Source organism: Flavobacterium pedocola (genome assembly GCF_053764385.1).
Map to the genome: position 1 here is coordinate 1 of NZ_JBSNCR010000019.1, position 1916 is coordinate 1916.

A 1916-nucleotide genomic window follows, 5' to 3' on the forward strand; every position below is an offset into this window, starting at 1 on the left:
GCGTATCGGCTACGGGCACTATCACGGTAACCCCGAACAATACGGTAAGTGCAGCATCGGCATCCCCAACGTTGTGTATCAACACGGCAATGACTGCCATCACACATACCACTACAGGTGCTACCGGCATCGGGGCAGCTACAGGATTACCTGCAGGTGTAACGGCTACTTGGGCAGCTAATACGATTACTATCAGTGGAACGCCAACAGCATCAGGTACGTTCAACTACAGCATTCCGTTAACAGGAGGTTGTGGTGCTATATTTGCGACGGGTACCATTACGGTTAACGGCTTACCGGTATTGACTCCAACAGTTACTACACCGGTTTGTGACGGAGCGACTTTAGATTTTGTCCTAAATAGTAATGTGCCGGGTACGACTTATACCTGGACAGCTTCAACCAGTAATATCAGTAACTCTTTTGTGAGCAGCGGTGATGGAACAAATATTAACCAGGCGGTTAGTTTGGTTAACCCACTAGTGAGTGGTTCTATAACCTTTGATATCTTACCGGTTGCCAACGGTTGTACAGGAGAAGTAAAAAGGGTGACCATAATAGTGAACCCAATTCCAACCATTACCAGTAATGTGGTAGCGGATACTGAATTGTGTACAGGAGAAACGGTAAACATCGATGTGACCGGTACTCCAAGCGGAACGGTTTTCAACTGGGTAGTAATCAATGCTAACAATGCACAGGTTCAAGGAGGAGCGACCAGCGGAAGCAGTACTACGGGAGACATCAACCTTGTTTTGATTGCAACTAACCCGACTGCGGCAGGAACCATCCAATTCGAGATCACACCGGTTAGAAACGGTTGTACGGGAACTCCGGTGCAGACTGCGGTAGTAACGGTGAATCCAACACCGGGAACACCGATACCGACGCCGATCTATGAAATCTGTAGCGGGGAATCTACCAATATCGTTGTGAATACTTTCCCAATCATTGCAGGAACTGCTATAGAGTGGGAGGTAGTGAATGTGACCAACGTAACAGGAGCGACCAGTGGAACAGGAGCAGTTCCGTATACTATTGTTCAACAGTTGTTCAACAGTACCAATCAGGTAGGTTATGTGACCTATCGTGTGAAATCGGTATTGAACGGTTGTTACGGAGCTACTACAGATTACAGAGTACGTGTTAACCCGCTTCCGACAGTTACTTTAACCGGAGGAACGATCTGTATCGATGCTAACGGTGATGCATTCACTTCTTTAGTATTGGATACGGGATTAAGCGATGCGGACTATTTGTTCAGCTGGACCTTGAACGGTAACCCGATTGCGGGAGGCAGTTCAGTGTTGGTGGATGAGACGGACGAGTTAGGGGATTACAGTGTTATCATCACTAATATTACAACAGGTTGTACATCGGAACCGGCAACGGCAACGGTAGTAGGACACAACGTAGGTACTGCATTGACATTGACTACCAGTGTGGCTTTCGAGGAAAGCGGAACTATTACGGTAACTGTTACGGGCGGATCAGGAGATTACCTTTATTCACTGGACGGAGGAGCCTTCCAGGAATCCAATGTGTTCACCAATATATTACCGGGTGAGCATCAGGTAGAGGTTACTGATATCTACGGCTGTACGCAGTTAAGTGAAACGGTATATCTGATCAACTATCCTCATTTCTTCACGCCTAATGGTGACGGAATCTGGGATACCTGGAACATCTGGGATTTAAGAGACCAGCCAAATGCGGAGATCCTTGTTTTCGACCGTTACGGTAAACTGATCAAGCAGATTACTCCGGCCGGAGGAGGATGGGATGGAACCTATAATGGAGAACCATTACCGTCAACAGACTACTGGTTCACGGTTAAGTTTATAGATCCGTCGACCCAAACTGAAAGATTATTCAAAGCACACTTCTCAATGAAGCGTTAAGAAATTAAGAAGTTT

At 46.7% G+C, this 1916-nt stretch carries 1 protein-coding gene; it reads left to right on the plus strand.

The window, feature by feature from the left end; translation table 11 throughout:
• On the plus strand, window positions 1-1901 hold a 1901-nt coding region (locus ACWPKD_RS15190; RefSeq protein ID WP_455413539.1), incomplete at its 5' end, for a T9SS type B sorting domain-containing protein.
• Window positions 1902-1916: the final 15 nt, after the last annotated feature.